This window comes from Enterococcus raffinosus, assembly GCF_001886185.1.
Classification (GTDB): Bacteria; Bacillota; Bacilli; order Lactobacillales; family Enterococcaceae; genus Enterococcus_A; species Enterococcus_A raffinosus.
This window is the reverse complement of record NZ_JXLA01000025.1, coordinates 1-14,583: the sequence shown is the minus strand read 5'-3', so window position 1 is coordinate 14,583 and position 14,583 is coordinate 1. Positions and strand designations below refer to the sequence as shown.

At 37.8% G+C, this 14,583-nt stretch carries 14 protein-coding genes; 3 read left to right on the top strand and 11 right to left on the bottom strand.

Features of this window, described 5'->3' with window-relative positions:
• Positions 1 to 185 precede the first annotated feature (185 nt).
• From RV13_RS13490 to RV13_RS13460, 7 genes are all read right to left on the bottom strand, one after another.
• Positions 186 to 1,049: a PfkB family carbohydrate kinase gene (locus RV13_RS13490; protein WP_060789479.1), complete on the bottom strand. Its 864-nt coding sequence runs from the start codon at positions 1,047 to 1,049 to the stop codon at positions 186 to 188.
• A 16-nt stretch (positions 1,050 to 1,065) separates the two neighbouring features.
• Complete coding sequence (locus RV13_RS13485) at positions 1,066 to 2,064, bottom strand: SIS domain-containing protein (RefSeq protein ID WP_060789478.1); 999 nt, start codon at positions 2,062 to 2,064, stop codon at positions 1,066 to 1,068.
• Between the two features lie 27 nt (positions 2,065 to 2,091).
• Complete coding sequence (locus tag RV13_RS13480; RefSeq protein WP_048720665.1) at positions 2,092 to 2,919, bottom strand: PTS system mannose/fructose/sorbose family transporter subunit IID; 828 nt, start codon at positions 2,917 to 2,919, stop codon at positions 2,092 to 2,094.
• Entirely contained in the window at positions 2,906 to 3,688 is a 783-nt protein-coding gene (locus RV13_RS13475) for a PTS mannose/fructose/sorbose/N-acetylgalactosamine transporter subunit IIC (protein ID WP_065423080.1), read from the bottom strand. The genes RV13_RS13480 and RV13_RS13475 overlap by 14 nt, the downstream gene beginning before the upstream one ends.
• Before the next feature lie 17 nt (positions 3,689 to 3,705).
• Positions 3,706 to 4,176 (bottom strand): PTS sugar transporter subunit IIB, encoded by a 471-nt coding sequence (locus RV13_RS13470; protein WP_048720666.1) that lies wholly within the window; start codon positions 4,174 to 4,176, stop codon positions 3,706 to 3,708.
• Positions 4,177 to 4,195: 19 nt separating this feature from the next.
• Positions 4,196 to 4,618 (bottom strand): PTS sugar transporter subunit IIA, encoded by a 423-nt coding sequence (locus RV13_RS13465; protein WP_071875970.1) that lies wholly within the window; start codon positions 4,616 to 4,618, stop codon positions 4,196 to 4,198.
• Between the two features lie 131 nt (positions 4,619 to 4,749).
• Positions 4,750 to 7,473: a sigma 54-interacting transcriptional regulator gene (locus tag RV13_RS13460; protein ID WP_060789476.1), complete on the bottom strand. Its 2,724-nt coding sequence runs from the start codon at positions 7,471 to 7,473 to the stop codon at positions 4,750 to 4,752.
• A 173-nt stretch (positions 7,474 to 7,646) separates the two neighbouring features.
• Here RV13_RS13460 and RV13_RS13455 point away from each other — a divergent pair, with 173 nt between their 5' ends.
• The 3 genes from RV13_RS13455 (at position 7,647) to RV13_RS13445 (ending at position 10,394) form a co-directional block, all read left to right on the top strand.
• Positions 7,647 to 8,663, top strand: coding sequence for an SIS domain-containing protein (locus RV13_RS13455; RefSeq protein WP_060789475.1), 1,017 nt, complete (start codon positions 7,647 to 7,649; stop codon positions 8,661 to 8,663).
• A 134-nt stretch (positions 8,664 to 8,797) separates the two neighbouring features.
• Positions 8,798 to 9,667: an ATP-dependent 6-phosphofructokinase gene (locus RV13_RS13450; protein ID WP_060789474.1), complete on the top strand. Its 870-nt coding sequence runs from the start codon at positions 8,798 to 8,800 to the stop codon at positions 9,665 to 9,667.
• Positions 9,668 to 9,683: 16 nt separating this feature from the next.
• Positions 9,684 to 10,394, top strand: coding sequence for a GntR family transcriptional regulator (locus tag RV13_RS13445; RefSeq protein WP_060789473.1), 711 nt, complete (start codon positions 9,684 to 9,686; stop codon positions 10,392 to 10,394).
• Positions 10,395 to 10,613: 219 nt separating this feature from the next.
• Here RV13_RS13445 and RV13_RS13440 read toward each other — a convergent pair whose 3' ends face one another.
• The 4 genes from RV13_RS13440 to RV13_RS13425 all read right to left on the bottom strand — a co-directional run.
• Positions 10,614 to 12,308 carry a recombinase family protein gene (locus RV13_RS13440; protein ID WP_060789472.1) on the bottom strand — a complete coding sequence of 565 codons (1,695 nt, stop codon included), beginning with the start codon at positions 12,306 to 12,308 and terminating at the stop codon, positions 10,614 to 10,616.
• A complete protein-coding gene (locus tag RV13_RS13435) occupies positions 12,295 to 13,683 on the bottom strand; it encodes a recombinase family protein (RefSeq protein ID WP_060789471.1) in 1,389 nt (462 codons plus the stop codon). The genes RV13_RS13440 and RV13_RS13435 overlap by 14 nt, the downstream gene beginning before the upstream one ends.
• 180 nt (positions 13,684 to 13,863) lie before the next feature.
• Positions 13,864 to 14,097, bottom strand: a complete 234-nt coding sequence (locus RV13_RS13430) for a hypothetical protein (protein WP_060789470.1) — start codon at positions 14,095 to 14,097, stop codon at positions 13,864 to 13,866.
• Positions 14,098 to 14,156: 59 nt separating this feature from the next.
• On the bottom strand, positions 14,157 to 14,583 hold a 427-nt coding region (locus RV13_RS13425), incomplete at its 5' end, for a hypothetical protein (protein ID WP_211276172.1).

Sequence of the window (14,583 nt, the reverse complement as noted above, 5' to 3'; positions counted from 1 at the left end):
TAAGGGTTCTTACAAATTTTCTACTTTCTAAATACTTAAATATGGAGCATCTAACTCCATAACATTATACTCTAAATCGCAACGATTTCTGTATAACAAATAGATTCAGTATATACTACTATACAAACAAAAAAATCGTAATCCAACTACTTTTTTAATAGTCAGATCACGATCAAGATATTCTTTTAATTCAAATCAGGATCAATTTTTCTCCCATATCCAAAGGAACCATCGACCATTAGCGTTTGATAAGCAATATCCGCTCCTTTTTGGAAGCAGTTGATAATGTGTTCTTCATCCGTTCTGTCTTCACTATCCAAGACAAAATGACTGGCAAACGCCGCAAAGTATGCATCTCCTGCGCCCATTGTATCGTGAGGAGAATCAATTTTTCTTATAAAGCCTTGATAAGTCTTGTTCTTTTTATTATCAATAAAAATGGGACTCTTACTACCTCTTGTAAGTAAAAGATACGGCACCTTTAAGGACTGACAGGTACTAATCAAACGATTGATCTCTACTTCGTCATTTCCAGCTACTGAAAATTGCGCCATATAAATGGATGGGCAAACTAATTTTAAATAGTCATTTGTCCGGTATTTATCAACATCGGAAAAATCAAATGAAAGTTTAACGCCTAAAACTTTCAATTCTTTTATTTTTTCCTCTGTTCGACTGTGGCAGCTCGTATGGACCAGAGCACTATTTTTTAGTAATTCTACAAGTTCTTTTGTTAGCGCGGGTGTCTCTCTTTTACCACGCACACCATCCACAAATTCTCTATCGCCTGATTTGATGATGACGTGAGCTTGTTCCGTTGGACCTGAGGCGGTATCACAATAAGAAATATCTACACCTTCAGATTCAATGGTCTGCCGCAAAAATTCCCCATCTGTATCTGAAGAAATACTGCCGACATAATAGGATTTTACACCGCTTTTTCGTGCATTGACTGCAAAATTTACTGCGTTACCTCCGGGATATTTTACATTATGGTTAATATAATAATCGACAACATTGTCACCAAAACCTACTACATATTGGGACATATCTTTTCACCTACTTTTAGTACTCGACAACCCGATAATAACGACGAGTATCTAGAGAATGATTGCGAATGTGCTCTAAATGCACACTCACTCTGCCTAACGCCGCCCACATCACTGGGGCGCAGAAGAATTCACGAAACTCGGTACTAATTCCTGGTAAATCATACTCTTTCGTATCAAAAACAGTGAACTTATCCGTATATTGTTTCGCAAAACGTTCAACGCGTTCATCCAAAGATCGTGTTTCTCCTTCTGTCTTCAATAGAGTTACACAAACATCTTTTTCTACCAATTCTAGCGTACCATGGAAAAATTCTGGAGATGAGACTGATTTTGTTCGCAGCCATTGTGATTCTTCCAATACACACATGGAATACGAATAGGTAATTCCCCATAAGTTTCCACTTCCGATCCAGATTTGATAGGGATCATTTTGAAACGCTTCTGCATATATTTTCCCTTTTTCATCCGCCTGTTCCCGAACAGCATTCAGCGCTTTAGGTAATTGCTTCAACTCTTCTACAAAGCGAGGATACTCTGGAAATTCACCGTTCAAGTTCATGATCGACATAATCAGGAAGTATAAAGGCATCTCCTGTGGACGTCCATCTAAGTAATTAATTGAATACGTGGTCAGTGCTTCTAGTGGTGTCTTTTCTTTACTAACGATGCCTACTGTTGGAATATTGGATTCCTTTAAATATTCTGCTGCTTTGATTGTTTCTTTTGTGTCTCCAGATTTTGAATACAAAATAACCAGTGATTTTTCATTCAATTGTTTATGTCCCGTTAAAACTAACTCAGCTGCCGTCATTGAAAAAACGGGAATAGTTGATTTTGTCGTTAGGATATATTCAAATGGCTGCATGACAGCCACTGAACCACCTGATGCCGTAAAGAAAATGTTGCTAATACCAGCTTCATGCACCTTTTTAGCAATCTCCTCGACCTCTGTACGGATACTATAGATCCGCTTTCCCTTTTCTTCCATTTCTGTTGCATCAAAGTTTAACATTTTCTCTCTCCTTCAATTGATTTTTAATTAAGTAGTTAAGAAGCCAAAGAAAGCTGCTACTATCCCAAAAATAAAGATTCCAAATAGTACATGTGTCGTTTTAAATCCTTTTTTTAACATCCAATAAACAAGTAGTACACAAAGGAGTGAAAGCATGTTTGGTAAGATGCCATCAATGATGCTTTGAATTTTAGTCGCTTCCTCCCCTTGTCCAATCGAACCGGCTACTTGAATTGAAACCATACTTCCAGACATACCACCGATTACCATCAATCCTAAAATAGAAGCCGCATGGGTCAATGTTTTCATGACACCAGAGGATTCAATATTTTCCAAGAGCTTTGTCCCGAACTTGTAGCCTTGCATCACACCAAAATAACGTAATAGAAAATTAGGCACATTGAAGATTAATAGAAATAGAATCGGACCTAAAATATTCCCTTCTTTTGAAAAAGAAGCACCCACACCAATACCAATCACTAAAAGTGTACCCCAAAAAAGGGAATCTCCAATCCCAGCTAATGGTCCCATTAAAGCAGTTTTTATCGATGTGATTGTTGCTGTATCAAAATTCTCAGGATTTTTCGCATTTTCCTCCTCCATTGAAACAACGATTCCCATGATAAATGTTGATAGTGGTGGTGCCGTGTTAAAGAACTCCAGATGACGTTGAGCTGCCTCTTTTTTTCCAGCCTCATTGTTTCCGTAGATTTTTTCTAATGCCGGCATCATAGCAAAGGCAAAGCCCATGTGCTGTTGACGTTCAAAGTTCCAAGAAGCCTCAAGGGCACAGGAACGAATACAGATCTTCTTTAAATCATCTTTCGTAAGTACTCCATCATTAGAAGTCATCATCGATCGACACCTCCTTAGATACGGTTTGTTTATTTTTGTTCTCCATTGTTACGATGATATAGGCCAAACATACACCAAAGATTGCAATGCCGAGAATAGGTACATTCAGGTAGCTGAACATCGCAAAACCAATAACGAAATAAACCAAAACATCCTTCTTAAGCAACATTTGTAGTAAGATCGCGAACCCAAGGGCTGGCATGATTCCTGCTGCAATGTTAATTCCATCTTGAACAAACGGTGGAATCGCATTTAAAATACGTTCCATCACAGGACTTCCTAAATAAAATGAGAATCCAATAAAAAGTGCTCGTGGCAAACTTTTAACTAAAATAAATCCTAAAACATGCATTCTAGAGATACCTTTTAGATTTCCTTCTTGAGCAAAAGTATCTGCTTTACGGGCAATCATCGGTAAAACGAGTAAGGTAAGTAAGTTATCGACTAATAGGAACAAAGCAGCTATTGGAAAAGCTAAAGTTAAAGCAAATTCTGCTCCTTTACCTGTTGCAATTGCAAAAGCAGTTCCTAATATCCCTCCTGAAACGATATCTGGCGGACGAGCTGCTCCAATTGTTATCGCACCAACAAAGGCCAACTCTAACGTTGCCCCCATCATGATACCCATCTTCAGGTCTCCCATGATCATACCGACGAAAACTGATGTTACAATCGGACGAGAAAGATTGTTTGTACCAGTCATCCAGTCGATGACAATCACAGCAGTCAAAATGGCCAATAGAATGGCTTGTACCAAAAGACTATCCATGATATTCCCTCCTTTTTTTATAATAATTTGCTTAAATCAACTGCTTTATCCGTTGGAACCTGCTGCGCAAAGACGTGAAAGCCTTCAGCAACCATCGAGTTAAGCTCCGACCTGTCCTCGTCTGAAACAAAAACCGTATGGGTTAACGCGGAACTACCTGGTGCCTCTTTCACACTCCCGATATTAATCTTATTAATTTGGTCTACTTTTTGAGCCAATCGATGTGCATCAGCGATAGTCTTTGTCACAATAAATAGTTTGTATTTATCGGTCTTTCCGTCATTGATCGCTTCAATTGAATCCTCAATCGATTTTATGACCACCTTTACATTATGCGGTGCAGCAAGCTTGAGTGTCGTTTTCTGAACTGGATCATCAAGAATGTCATCATTCGCAACTAGGATACAATCCGCATTGATAGCATTTGTCCAAGTTAATGCCACTTGTCCATGAATCAATCGATGATCCACTCTCACTAGTTTGATCATTTCCCCACCTCCTCTCGAGTTAAAACTCATCTGCGACCTGTTCATAATTAAGACGGTTACAAAACTTCATCGCCTCCGATGATGAGTGAATCGCGTGATCAATGACTTCTGGTAGTTTGAATGTGGTAGCTGTCTGGCTCTTCAGATAGATGTCTACTAACAGGCTTAAGTTCACACCAGAAACTAAGTAAACATTCTCCAACTTTGGTAAACGTTTCAGCCACTCATTATTAATACTTCCGCCAAAAATATCTGTCAAAACGATCAATTCATTTTCACTATTTTGGGATAAATAGCGATCAATCATTTGCTCAACATCGTTATTTCCATCCACATACGCACAAAGAGTATCGATATTTTCCACGTCGCCAACAATAAATTTTAATGTTTCCAACATCCCCTTTGCTAGTGGACCGTGACTCATACATAAAATTCTTCTCATCCTTTCTACTCCTTTCACTTTGATAAATGCAATGACTGTGCCAAAATCTGTCACCCCTGTTTTCAAGCGGTTTGTAAAACAAAAAGTGACACTGTTTAATAATTGCAAACAGTGTCACTCTAAAATTTCAATTAATAGTTGATCACGATATTACTCACATAGGCTAACTCTTCTATCGGAATACTGATATTATAGAGACCCTCGATATTTTTTAATGAACGCTTCACTGCTTTGATTTCCTGTTCATTATTCTTGAGAAAAATCTCCAGCTCTGGAAAACTGCTAACTCCCTGATTCCGGATCAAACGTTCGATCATACAGCTAATATGCACATACAGATTGATTTTGCTCATTGATGATAGCTGTTTACCGGAAAACAACTGATACTCATTCAAACAATCCTCAATTTGATTGACAACTTTTTCGGCATCTAAAATCGTCAGACTATCGATCAAGCGATTCAATGTACTGTTTTTGACAATATTCTCATTAATCGAATTGGCAGTCTCTTTACCATACAAACGCAAAAGTACTTCGTAAAGCTTTCCGACTTCACCATCAAATAGTTCTTCTAACGTGATATAAGGAATGTGTTCGATTTTGGGATCGTCAGTACCAATAATTGCGATAATCTCTTTGGTCTTAAGCAAAAAATCTACTTGTTTGCTATCTGTTAGTGAATCATTTTCATAAGGTATGAACTCGATTCCTAATTGCTTTGGTAAATTTCTTTCCAGCATCTCCTTAATTTTAATTGCTGTCCCTAGTCCGGTACTACAAGAAACTAGAATTGTACGTTTTCGTGATTTAGTTGGAAAGATCACCTGCTTTTCAAATTGAGAAAAAGGTAGTTCTTTGACAATTTTTTGTATATCACCGGATTGTTGGATCAAATTAGCTGTTTCTATGGCCATTTCTGTCGTCACATTATTTATGATGACTGTCGGAACTTCCACCAAATTCTCAATGTCTTTTCTGATTTGTACAAGACTTCCCATATCTACAAATATCACTAGACCCTCTTTTGGGTTACGGAATTCGATATAGTGCATCAAGCGCTCAATTACTTCCTTGACCGAAATATCTAATGGCATATCGATTGAATCAAAAACAAACTGTTCCACTAAACGATTTGCGACATTCGCAATACTACTAGCAGTGGCAAAACCGTGAGCCAAGATAATTGCATTGATCTTATTGTTATCGCTTTTCGTATCACAGATAATACAAAGCGTGATATACAGCTGATCCCACACGGTCAATTTAGTGTCTAACGAATTTTCAAAGAATACCAGAAAAATATCTAGGTCTCTTAAGTACTTTTGTTTAAGATTTTCTAACAACTTTTCGATATACGCTTCTGTCTCATCTGGTAATGCATTCTCCCAAGGATCTCGCATGGCTAAATAATTAGCAATCGATTGGACAGTATACCCAGATAAATGAATGAATAAACTAGGGGCAATTTTTTGAACGACCTTTTGCAATTCTGGTAAATAATACTTCGTTAAAAGTTCCGTTTTATTTTCATAGATAAAATGTTCATTGAACTCAGACAAATAATTTCTGGTGATTTGGCGAAACTCCTCGTCGGAGATGCTGCATGTTTGACTACTTTCATAGCAAGTAAAAATTTTATTAAACAATTTCTGCAAGTGATTCGCAAAAGTGGATGTATTTTCTTCATCATGTACATAGTTCCCATTGCTAAAAATGTAGAATCGTTGACTATACACACGATTTGGATACTGTTGATTGTCAAAGGTTAAGTATCTCTTGGGTAAATCAGCGATATGAATCTCAATGTATTTTTTACCATCATCATAAGCGATCTTTCCGGCAATGGTTTGCTTAATCAAACCGGCTAGCTCACCAATATTCCCTAACAGCTTCAGCCGAATCAAATAGGTTAACGCCGCCTCTGATACCAAAATTTCTTTTTGAATCAGAGCAGATTCATTTTCCAATAAATGAAAAATGATCTCTTTTCTTTCGTTTGCTTTGCGTTCCTGATAAGTTGGTAAAGTACAAATAAAGGGAATTCGACGTTTAAAGGTATCTAAGAACAGATCCTCCTTTTGCTCCGTTGTCGCAAAGATATAACGAACCTTAGATTTGCGCCAAGGACCGCTCTCTCCTACCCGTCGAAACACACTTTTGTCCATATGAGTAAATAGTTTTTCTTGCCCTTCTGGAGGCAAGCGATGAATTTCATCGAGAAATACGATTCCCCCATCAGCGGCTTCGATAATTCCTATATGATCATTTTCGGCACCAGTAAAAGCCCCCTTCATATGCCCAAACAGCTGGCTCGTTAAAAGCTCAGGATTGTTAAAATATTGCGCGCAATTCAGTTCCATAAACGGGGCATCTTCCGCAATAATCCCCGTTGCACGACAATACTCAGCCAACTTCTCTGCTAAGAAGCTTTTTCCGACACCGGAAGGACCAAAGTACATAATCGGCAAGCCTTCTGGGTACTTCATAGCTGATATTCCTTGTTGAATTGGCTCTCTTAAACTTTGCTGATAACCAATTAAATTAGAAAAAATTTTCTTTTTCGGATCACCGATCAGCTTTTTCTTAAAATCATCAACTGTTGCGAATTCTTTTTCGATACTTGAATAATTGATCTGTTCATTCAGAAATTCCATCGGAATGAACAAGACAGGACGACTATTAATTTTGATTGCTTCTCCCTGCTCAACAAGTTCATTTAAATGTTTACTCGCTGTATTACGCTGGATTCCAAACGTTTGCGCAATATATTGAGCATTGCAATTTTCAGGTAGTTCTCGTGGAAAATCACATTTCTCCAATAAAGAAGACAGTTCCTTTAAAATGTTTTTTTTCATAGCGATCCCTCCTTCTTGAATCATCTTACTTCTAATATACTTGATTCTGAAAAAAAATGCTGTCCTTTTTAAACCAAAGGTATTTTTATAAAATTACCATTGACACATATTTTAACCTGTGGTATTTTTATCTTGCAAAATAAATTACCAATGGTAAAAAAGGAGAGGTTTACATGTTTAATTTTGATCAAGAACGATTTTTGAAGACACAAAAAGGAGCAGTCGCAGCAAACAAAGAAATCACAGAGATTTTGAATTCCTTAGCTACTGATTTAGATGAGATTTACTTCATTGGCTCTGGCGGAGTTGGTATTTTATTTGATTCTACAGTAGAATTTGCCCGTACGAGAAGTAGCTTCGCTTTTCATCGCGTAATCGCAGCAGAGTTTATGCTCCATCCGAACAAAACTTTTTCTAAAAAATCATTAGTTGTGATCCCCTCACTCTCAGGAACTACCAAAGAAACACTTGAACTAGTTGCTTATTGTAACGAAAAAAATGTTGACACTCTTGCTCTTGTTGGAAGCCCTAATACTCCACTTGAGGAGGCTGCAACTTATTCTGTCTACAACGATGTGTTAGATGATACTTCTTCAGAAAGTTATTACTTACAGGGATTGATGATTGCTTTATACATGATGAAGCAAAGGAATGAAATCGATGAGGCTATGTACAATACCTATGTAACAGATTTTGAAAAACTACCAGAAGCATTAGTTCATGCGAAAAAACAGGCAGAACCTATGGCCCAAGACTTCGCTAAACAGCATAAAGATACCCCTTATCATATCCTGACGGGTGCTGGAGATAGCTTCGCTGAAGCCTACTACTATGGCATGTGTATCCTGGAAGAAATGCAATGGATCAAAACAAGACCTGTACACGCAGCTGACTTTTTCCACGGAACACTTGAATTGATCGAAAAAGGTGTCAGTGTGATTATCACTGAAGGTGAAGATGACTCTCGTGTGCTCTCCGAACGCGTTAAAAACTTTGTTCCTAAATTTACTGATACTTCTATTGTGATTGACACCAAAGATTATGAGTTACCAGGTATTTCTACAGATACAAGAAAAATCATCTCTTCTATTGTCTTGGCCACAGTATTTGAGCGTATCAGCGCCTTCTTAGAAGATGAAAGAAATCATCCTTTAACAACTCGTCGTTATTACAAAAAGATGGAATATTAAATAAGCAAACAGAAATTTAGGTGTTCACCACAAAGTCTTTATCCTTGTGGTGACTCTTTTTAAATTTAAAGAGAATACCTATATTTTCTAGGCACAAGTAACAAATAAACTAAGACAAACAAGGAGTATTGGTTATGAAAATTGGCGTAATCTGCAGCGGTGGTGATTCTCCTGGGATGAATGCTGCCATTTTAGGAATAAAGCAAACGATTGAAGCAAATAGGAATTTAGAAGAAGTATTCTTTCAAAACGGCTATCAAGGGATCTATGAGAATCATACGATCTCCATTGAGACGAATACTATTGATATGAGTAAAGCAGGAACCGCAATCGGTACCGCTCGTTTTGAACAAATGCGAGAAGCTGAAATTAGACGAAAAATCATCGGAAATCTGAAAAATCAAGGGATAGAGACATTGATCGTTATAGGTGGTAATGGTTCTCTCAAAGGTGCTGCATTACTAAAAGAGGAATCAGACATGAATATTTCTGTCATAGCCGGTACAATCGATAATGATTTTCCTGAGACAGACTATACATTGGGATTCGATACCGCTTTGAATACATTGATCAAAGCAACTGACGAGCTAACAACCACTGCCAACTCGCATAATCGGATCATGATCGTAGAAGTGATGGGCAGAAACTGCTTTGCTCTAGCAGAAAATGCGGCAATTGCGACTTCTACCTTATGGATCAAAAACAGCGATAAAGAATACTTACACGGATTATGCAAAAAGTATCACTCATCAATGTATTCTCCTATCCTACTACTACCCGAGGGATTGCCCAACAAACAAAAAACAGTCGAATTCCTCACAAAAAACTTACCAATGGAAACTAAATATATGAACATGGCTTATCTTCAACGCGGTGCTTCGCCTAGTTACTACGATCGCTATATGGGATATAGATGGGGAAAATTAGCCATAACAGCTAGTTTAGAAAATAAATTTGGGATTTTAAGTCAAAAGAATGGTAAAATTATCATCATACCTTGGTAAAAAAGGATGAATGATAATGATTTTTGATAAAGTAAAGGAAAAAATAGAAGAAAAGTATATTACAACTGGTAAAACCTCCGATTTATTACCCTCGGAGCGTGAATTAGCGAAGGAATTTTCAGTGAGTCGTCCTACTGTCAGAAAAGCGCTAGCGACTTTAGAACAAGAAGGACAGATCTTTAAAAGTGAAGGACGCGGCTACATTATCAAAACGAAAGCTGCTCCGGACAAATATATTGACCATGAACTAGACTCGTTTATCGGCTTCTTTCAAGATGCTATTCAACAAGGAAGAAAAATCAGCTCAAAGATTCTCCAGCAAACAGTCGTACCAGCAGACTCAACGATTAGTGCTTATTTAGAAATTGATCCGGGAGATCTTATTTTAGTTTTGGAAAGAATCCGCTATATCGATTATCTTCCAACCTGTATTGCAAAATCATGCATCCCTTTAGCAGTACTACCTGAAATCGTCGAACATGATTTTTCTAAAGAATCATTATTCTCAGTTTTAGAGGATAAAGGCATCAGTTTGGCTTTCGCTAAGCGTTCTATCGAGGTCACTCCACCAAATAATCTGGAAAATCTCTATCTTGAACTAGAAGATCACGAACCCGTTTTTGTTTTTACTAGTATTGGGTTTACTAAAGAACATAAACCATTTGAGTATGAAATTTCTAAATATCCAGCGTATAAAACAAAATTTGAAAGCACTGTTTCAAAATAAAGAATATCAATAACCCATGCAAGAAAGCTTAGTGATAGTTACACCAAGTCATCACGTCTATATAAAAAGGATTAGTGCTTTAGGTGTTTTTGATGGAAAAAAAATTGGCTTAGAGTTACAAGTATCCATGTTGATGTTACGCCCCTCCATAACAATCACCCTAGCTACATAGAATAGCTAGGGGTTCGTTACGGAACAAACTAATTACATAGCGAGTTGTTAGACAATCAACGTAAATGGACGATTAAGCACAAATAAGGCTGTATCCATAGGATTGGATACAGCCTCTTGGTATATTTGGTTTAGTTGTTGGATGACATTTTCGTCAAACCTCATGGTAATTCTGACATCTTCTTTGTTCAATGGATCAAACTCTACCTTCTCGATAAAGGAACGATAGACTTGTTTGATTACCGCTTTCTCTGCATGCTCTAGCATCTCTTTTAAAGCCTTCAGTATTTTCTCGACATCAGTAACTTCTACTAGTTGATCTTGATGATCTAAGACCGAAAGTATCTCCCGTTCTCGTTGCTTAGAAAAAATCAACTGTTCAGTCAATTCTTCCTTTCTTTGGTTGATATCCTCGCTGAACTCATTTGCAATGGCCTCAAATTGCTTCCAGCTTTCAAGCTTCTCACTAATATCTTGGATAGTTGTTTCAAGCACTGCTAATTCTTGTTCCAAAGGTTTGATTTCTTCACGAATTCTTGCATTGATTTCCCTCACTAGAACATCTAAAAATCCAGGTACAGTAATAATTTCAACTAATCTATCAGCCACAAACTTTTCAATAAAATCAGCGCGAATAGAATTAGCACTACATCCCGAACCAGCCTTCCCTTTTCTTCTGAAATTCGCACATGAATAATAGCGGATTTTCTTCTTCGTGCCATCTTTCAAGGTGTTTGTTACATTGGATGCTGCAGTAGGGCCAGAGCAGCGGGGACATTTTAGAATACCCGTGAGAAGATTCTCTCCCCTATGGTTCCATGTTGGCTGGATCGACTCTGTTTCCAATCGTTCTTGGACCTTTTCGAAAAGTTCTTTTTCTATGATTGCTTCGTGAATAGAATCTGTAACAATCACGTCATTGCTCAAACCACGTCGGCGTTTTTTCTTCCACTGTCGATACTTTCCGTATTGAATAACACCGCCATACTTTTGATTTTTCAAGATCGTTTTGATTGAATCGGCACTAAAGCTGTTTCCTTTAACAGTTTTAACACCACGTTTGTTAAGATCGTTAGCTATTGCTAGATAGCCCTTTCCTGATGCAAATGTAGAGAAGATGTATTTTACAATCTCCGCTTCTTCCGGCACAATGAGCAATGTTTTCCTTCCCTGCTCGTCTATGCCACTCTTATATCCCAGCATTTTCCCGCCAGTGAACCGACCTTCTTTTGCTAGCGTATTCATCCCCTCAGCAGTTAGCTCACTGCCGCGTTCTCTTTCGAACTGTGCTACAATCGCAAACAGGTTTCTCGTCAAATTTCCAGATGAGCCTTCTTCATTTAACTGTTCCGTAATGCTGATTAACTCAATATTATAACTTTCTAGCGTGCTAACAATTAAAAGAAAATCTTCCAAATCGCGACTCGCTCGCGATACCGAATAAATAATAACAGCATCAAATAATCCTTTGGCTGCATCCTCTAATAATTGAAGCATTCCCAAACGATGATCAATATCTGCTCCTGATATCCCACCGTCTACATAGGTTTGACCGAAAACATAGCCTAAACTTTCAGCCTTTTCTTTAATTTCTGTCTCTTGGGTCACTAAACTGATTCCAAAATTTTTCTGGCGATCTGTGGATACGCGCACATATCCTACAGCAACTTTCACTCCAAGCTTTCGGCGTTGTTGTCGGTTAAGTAGTTGTGGCTGATTAGGTGATAATTTACTTTCTTTCATTTTCTTCACTCCATTCTAGTAGGTTGTGCTCTGGTAATTTAGTAAGATAAATTTCTTGTAGCTCATTCAAATCAGACAATCGAATATGATCAATCAATTGAAAGAAAAATGCATCTGGTAAACTGCTGTCCGTAACGAATAGACCCTTGACTTCGCTCACCGTAATAGTTGAGCGATTGTTAATCAGTACTTTTTCTTCATTCAATTGTGATAGTTGCTGCGTAAATTCTTTCGCATCAATATGTTGCCCTTCGTATTGTAAGAACAGTTTTTTCTTTCGGCGTTGAAGATATTCTTGTTGTTTTTCTTCCTGCTTCTGCTTGGATGCTTGCTGACGCTTTATTTGGCGAAGAAGTTGATCTAAAAACTTTACATTGGACAAAAAAGTTTTTGTTGTCTGTAAAACCGTCTCTTCCAAATGATCTGCTGACAAACGGATAGCCAATTTCTTTTCACGATGAATGGGATTCGCACACTCATAATAACGCCTTATTTTTCCATTTTTACTTGCGTAGTTATGCACTCCTATATGCCACCCACATGAGCAAAATAATTTCCTTCTTAAAGGATACTGAGCATCATGTTTCTTAGGCTGTTGTCGTTGTTTACGGATTTTCTGAACCCGTTCAAACGCTTCGAGTGAAATAATCGGTTGATGATTGCCTTTGTAAGTGGTACTTCCTTTTCCTAAAAATCCTGCATAGGTTTGATTTTTCAGTATTCTAGAAATATCTAGATCTAAAAAGGATCTTCCATATATAGTTAATCCTTTCTCGGTTAGTACTTGGCAAATTTTCTTGTATCCCAAACCAGAAAGATAGAGGTCAAATATGTCTTTCACAACGCCGCTTTCTGCAGGAACGAGAATCAATTTTTCTTTCGTATAGGTATATCCAAAAGGGGCACTCCCAATCGGTTTTCCTTCTTTTCTTCGTCGATCACTATTACGTAAAGCATGTTGCCGACTCGTCTCTAAATGTGCTTGGGCCACTGCACCTAGCGAATAGATATAGAATGTACGTGTTGAGCGTGACATTGTATCAGGGATTTTTTCTTTCACCGAATGAACGGTAATAGCATGTTGATCAAATAGATTGAGTAAATAGTTTAAGTCGGTTATTTCTCTAGTCAGCCGATCGTAACTAGGAACGAACAAATGACCATGATCCAATACATCTGAGCGAATCCAGTCTAGTAATATCTTCATTTTTGGGCGATTCAAATTTCGTGCAGATTGTCCTTTTTCAAACAAGAAATTCTCCTTCGGAATGATCAAGTTGGACTTTTTTGCTTCTGTTTCGCACAGACCTTTTTGAGATTGTAAGGATACTTTTCCCTTTTTCCAATCAGAGCTTCTACAATAAGCGACGTTCATCCTGGTTCCCTCCTAACAAAAAAAGAGGACTATCTGTCCCCTTTTCACGTTTGTTCTATGGTTGTAAGTAGTACATTAGCCCTTTGGCCAATTCCTTTGCCAAAGGTTCAAACTGTTGGGTATACTCCTCATCTAGTGGAAGATGATGGCTGTTTTCTGTTTTCATTTAATCACCACTTTCTATTTAATTGTTACGACTCTCCAAGTCTTTTGGATATGACCATTTTTTGTTTCGCGTTTACCATAGTTCTTCAGCAATCCTTTTTTCTTTAGGCTACTTAATGCTGCACCTATGCTTGCTGGATTAATACCAATAACGTTTGCTGAATTGTAAATCTGCTCTGTAGTGAAGGGATTCTCCCCATACACCCTATACACATATTCATAGACTTTTTGATCATTTGTTTTTTTCATTTAATTACCGCCTTTACAGTTATTTTGATTACTTGATACTGGAAAACCTGTTGAATGCATTACTCGCTTTCTTCATCTGTACTTGCCGATTCTTCAACAACCGAGGTCAAAACAGAAGATTGTTTAGTTTTTTCACTTGCGATCCGCTCCTTTGTTGCTTCGTAAACATCCCAGAAAAGATCCGTTGTCCACCAAACCCGAACAGACTTTTTCATTTTTTCGGATTCCTTAGGACTAAGTTCGCGATTGTCCAAATAACCGGATTTCTTTTTGGCATAGTAATAGCTACTGATATCGGAATCTGTTAATCCATGCTCGCTTTTCAGCTGATCGTTGATTATTGTTGGTAAATATTCAAGATTTGGTTGTTCTGCATAATTCGCAATTACTTCGTGTACGCGCCAAGAGATAGACTTTGGGTTAAGCGTTCTTACTGATCGTGGAGACGTTTTCGCTACCATTGTTTCTTCCCATCCTTTTATTTTT

Bases quoted from the DNA above. Each gene is read 5' to 3' on its own strand.
- RV13_RS13430 (WP_060789470.1), bottom strand. From the start codon at position 14,097: ATGAAAAAAACAAATGATCAAAAAGTCTATGAATATGTGTATAGGGTG.
- RV13_RS13480 (WP_048720665.1), bottom strand. From the start codon at position 2,919: ATGATGACTTCTAATGATGGAGTACTTACGAAAGATGATTTAAAGAAG.
- RV13_RS13485 (WP_060789478.1), bottom strand. From the start codon at position 2,064: ATGTTAAACTTTGATGCAACAGAAATGGAAGAAAAGGGAAAGCGGATC.
- RV13_RS13460 (WP_060789476.1), bottom strand. From the start codon at position 7,473: ATGAAAAAAAACATTTTAAAGGAACTGTCTTCTTTATTGGAGAAATGT.
- RV13_RS13465 (WP_071875970.1), bottom strand. From the start codon at position 4,618: ATGAGAAGAATTTTATGTATGAGTCACGGTCCACTAGCAAAGGGGATG.
- RV13_RS13440 (WP_060789472.1), bottom strand. From the start codon at position 12,308: ATGAAAGAAAGTAAATTATCACCTAATCAGCCACAACTACTTAACCGA.
- RV13_RS13475 (WP_065423080.1), bottom strand. From the start codon at position 3,688: ATGGATAGTCTTTTGGTACAAGCCATTCTATTGGCCATTTTGACTGCT.
- RV13_RS13450 (WP_060789474.1), top strand. From the start codon at position 8,798: ATGAAAATTGGCGTAATCTGCAGCGGTGGTGATTCTCCTGGGATGAAT.
- RV13_RS13490 (WP_060789479.1), bottom strand. From the start codon at position 1,049: ATGTCCCAATATGTAGTAGGTTTTGGTGACAATGTTGTCGATTATTAT.
- RV13_RS13455 (WP_060789475.1), top strand. From the start codon at position 7,647: ATGTTTAATTTTGATCAAGAACGATTTTTGAAGACACAAAAAGGAGCA.
- RV13_RS13445 (WP_060789473.1), top strand. From the start codon at position 9,684: ATGATTTTTGATAAAGTAAAGGAAAAAATAGAAGAAAAGTATATTACA.
- RV13_RS13470 (WP_048720666.1), bottom strand. From the start codon at position 4,176: ATGATCAAACTAGTGAGAGTGGATCATCGATTGATTCATGGACAAGTG.
- RV13_RS13435 (WP_060789471.1), bottom strand. From the start codon at position 13,683: ATGAACGTCGCTTATTGTAGAAGCTCTGATTGGAAAAAGGGAAAAGTA.